Source organism: Candidatus Acidulodesulfobacterium acidiphilum (genome assembly GCA_008534395.1).
GTDB lineage: Bacteria > SZUA-79 > SZUA-79 > Acidulodesulfobacterales > Acidulodesulfobacteraceae > Acidulodesulfobacterium_A > Acidulodesulfobacterium_A acidiphilum.
The window spans coordinates 1-3290 of record SHMQ01000067.1; the positions used below are offsets into that span (position 1 = coordinate 1).

The window sequence follows — 3290 nt, forward strand, 5'->3', positions numbered from 1 at the left end:
TGACTCTTAATCAGTAGGTCGTCGGTTCGATCCCGACACAGCCCACCAGTAATATAAAGGCTTTGCAGTAGATTAAAAATAGTTAATTTTTTAGACTGTGGTCGCTTTTGTGGTCATATAAAATTAAATATTGAAATGATAATCATATAATTTTTTAATAAACTCATCTATTATTTTATTTTTTGCCGCTTCTATTTCCGTAATAAAATTTTCTTCTAACGCTTCTTTTAAATTCATAACCGACTGCCTTTCAAGTTTTAATTTCCGCATTTCATTTGCTATCGCTTTTCCTTTTAGAAAAAGATAGATTAGAAAAAAAATTTCAACCGCAAAAAAAAATAATTCCGCAATAAACATCGATACAACCCCCTTTTAATAAAAATAAAGATGATTATATCAAATAAATATTACGGAATTATGACGGTTTTGTTACAAAACGGTTAAATTTATGTTACAAATATGTTACAATTTGCCAAATTAATCAACAAAATCCAAAATTTGCGCTGTTTAAAAAAACAAATTATCATTAGCCTGATCTATCGCATTGTCTAAATCTTTAGAGCTATATTTTAGATAAATTAAGGTATTAGATATATTGCTATGACCTAAGAAATTTTTTAATAGCATTATATTCATGCCGCTATCCAACAAATGGACTGCTCTTGAATGACGCAAGGCATGGAGATGCGCCTTATCGGAATAACTATCGCCCAAAATATTTTTGACGTATTTGGCAAAGATTTTATCCGCCGCTTGCCTCGATATATGCCTTTTACCCTTAAATCTCGCAAACACGTAATCGTTTTTATCGAATCCCTTTAACCGTCTTGATAATATTAAAGACAATAATTTGTCCGAAATTTTTAAAAATTTCCATACCTTTCTTTTTTGTTTAAGCACCGGTATTTTAACTTTAGACGTAGATTCGTCTATATCAGAATATTTTACTGACAGAGCCTCGGATATTCTGGAGCCCGTTTCGTAAATAAAAAGAAACAAAAGCCTATGGAAACCGTTGTCCGTATTTTCCATTAATAACTTAAATTCGTCTTTATAAAAAAATTTAATGGTTTCGTTAGACTTCTTTAAAGTCGTTTCTTTTAAAACCGTTTTTTTGCCTTTTTTAATTTCTTCGTAAAATACGATAGATTCTTGCATAGTTTTTATTTACTTGACGAAATAGTTACATATTCGCAATAACCTACAAAAAATCTTCCTCTTGCGGAAAACAATTTGAAATTTATACAGGCATTTGCGCCTTGCGGTGCACGTTTGTTAATATTATTGAATATAGCAGATATAGTTTTTTTTGCTGAATATGAATTTGAACTGAAAAAATATGCATTAGAACCTATACCGTAATCTTTAATTATTTTATAGCCAGGTATTTTAGAGAGCGTCGAAATAAAAATACCGTTTTGCGCAGAAGCTTTTTGAACGTTGCCGAATAAAAATAAAAAACCGGCGATTAAAAATAAAATTACAAATAATTTTTTCGATTTTAACATTTTTAAATCCTCCTTAAATTTTAATTTTAAAAAAGTTTACATTTTATTGTAATGTAAATATTTATATTATAAGCGAAGTTAAAAGTCAATAAAAAAGTTTACAATATAATTCATTTTGTAAACTTTTCTAAAAAACCTTAAAAAAACCGCCTTTTCGGGCGGATTAAAAATTAAGCAATTTGATTAAAGTTCTGAAATTTTTAAAACTTTAAATTTTAATTACTTGCCTTTCAAAAACTTATTCACAAAAACTGTTTAATTCTTGAAAATCAAAAATAATGCTCTTAATTTGCGTTTAAAGGCGTTTAATTATACTTTTAATATAACAAGACTTAAATTAATTTTAAACGCCTTTAAAACTTAAATACGAAAGCCGTTTTTTAATGATTAAAAAAAGAATTTGCCTTAAACCGATTTAGAACTTCCTTAATATATTTTGAATCAGTCTTATTCTCAATTTGTTTTAAACCATATTCTAAATCGACGTCTCCGTAAACGACGTAAGCCTTATCGCCTATCGTCGTAAATGTCTGAGGATTATAATTTACGTCATATATCAAAGCAGGCACTTTATTGATATTGTATTTTTCTGGTATTAACGGATCAATATCCACGTGCATATCGTAATAACCAGTCCTGCCTTTATATTTTATAAGCCTCGTTATATACTTTATAGTAGGCATAAAATATTTTCCGTTATCAGAACCGGGCAAAAGACCTCGTAAAACCATTTGAATAGGTAAGTCGTTATCCGCTATTTGAAAAACATAACGCCTTAAAGTTTTAAAAGGAATAGAACTCGATATGATTAAAAATAGTCTATGACCGCCTGTCATATCAAAAGGCTTGCTGTTTTTTAAAACTTTAAGATAATGCTCTTTAATAGATTTAGGCACGTATTTGCCGAACTCGCCCTTGCCGAGCATTTGCTTTGCAAAGAAACTTATTTTGCGGTTAAACGATTTAGTAGCTAAAGTGCTTAAAGTGGATTTAACCGCCGCATTCACTTCGGCATTCGGTTTGGAATATTTTACTTTTTTTTCTTTTTTTTCCTGCTTTTTAATATTTAAAAGTTCTTTGGTCAAGTTATTCATATTCACCGAATAATGCGGCAAGTTTATAGTGCCTTTATATTCAGGATGTTTAGCTTTATCTATCCACGATTCTCCGGCAAAAGCAGAAACGTTAAAAGTAAAAGAAATAACAAATAAGAAAAATAAAAAAACAAATCTCTTAAGCATATCTGGACTCCTTAAGAAATTTTACGACTTCTCTTAAAGATTCTATTTGATTAAAGAGGTCTATTTTTTCACGCTTGCTTAAATCCGGCAGTGTCGAATAATCCTTTAATGCTTCAACAATATTGTTGAGTTTTTGTATTCGCATTACCGTCAAATCCGATATGTTAATAACCGACGTTTTTTGGTTTTGATTTATAGACATTAATATTTTCTCCTTTTTTTTAAATTTTTTTTTGCAACAAAAAGCATATACTACTATATAAACAGTCTGAGCAATATAATTCAGTTCTCAAAAAATCGGTATCTTTACTTATACATAGTTCCGATTTTGATTCTTTGCAATCTTTAACATATACTTTCGGAGCATCCGAACCAAGTAAAATATATCTCATGATAAATAGCTACCTCTTAAGAATTATACGGTATATTGTAATGGAAAGCATTGCCGAAATATAAAGATATTACGGAGAGATAATTAAAAAATATCAGTATCCCTACTGCAATTAAAATTACCCCGCTTATTACCGATATAGTCTTTATA

General features: G+C 29.4%; 5 protein-coding genes. All 5 read right to left on the reverse strand.

The genetic code is table 11. The features are described from left to right. Window positions 1-123 precede the first annotated feature (123 nt). Entirely contained in the window at window positions 124-357 is a 234-nt protein-coding gene (locus EVJ48_10370; GenBank protein ID RZV36466.1) for a hypothetical protein, read from the reverse strand. 150 nt (window positions 358-507) lie between these two features. Next, window positions 508-1158 (reverse strand): hypothetical protein, encoded by a 651-nt coding sequence (locus EVJ48_10375; GenBank protein RZV36467.1) that lies wholly within the window; start codon window positions 1156-1158, stop codon window positions 508-510. Window positions 1159-1163: 5 nt separating this feature from the next. Beyond that, window positions 1164-1508 carry a hypothetical protein gene (locus tag EVJ48_10380; protein RZV36468.1) on the reverse strand — a complete coding sequence of 115 codons (345 nt, stop codon included), beginning with the start codon at window positions 1506-1508 and terminating at the stop codon, window positions 1164-1166. A gap of 380 nt (window positions 1509-1888) precedes the next feature. Continuing rightward, on the reverse strand, window positions 1889-2749 hold the full coding sequence (locus tag EVJ48_10385) for a hypothetical protein (GenBank protein RZV36469.1): 861 nt from the start codon (window positions 2747-2749) through the stop codon (window positions 1889-1891). Beyond that, on the reverse strand, window positions 2742-2951 hold the full coding sequence (locus EVJ48_10390; GenBank protein RZV36470.1) for a hypothetical protein: 210 nt from the start codon (window positions 2949-2951) through the stop codon (window positions 2742-2744). The genes EVJ48_10385 and EVJ48_10390 overlap by 8 nt, the downstream gene beginning before the upstream one ends. Window positions 2952-3290 lie beyond the last annotated feature (339 nt).

Bases quoted from the DNA above. Each gene is read 5' to 3' on its own strand.
- EVJ48_10375 (RZV36467.1), bottom strand. From the start codon at position 1,158: ATGCAAGAATCTATCGTATTTTACGAAGAAATTAAAAAAGGCAAAAAA.
- EVJ48_10390 (RZV36470.1), bottom strand. From the start codon at position 2,951: ATGTCTATAAATCAAAACCAAAAAACGTCGGTTATTAACATATCGGAT.
- EVJ48_10385 (RZV36469.1), bottom strand. From the start codon at position 2,749: ATGCTTAAGAGATTTGTTTTTTTATTTTTCTTATTTGTTATTTCTTTT.
- EVJ48_10380 (RZV36468.1), bottom strand. From the start codon at position 1,508: ATGTTAAAATCGAAAAAATTATTTGTAATTTTATTTTTAATCGCCGGT.
- EVJ48_10370 (RZV36466.1), bottom strand. From the start codon at position 357: ATGTTTATTGCGGAATTATTTTTTTTTGCGGTTGAAATTTTTTTTCTA.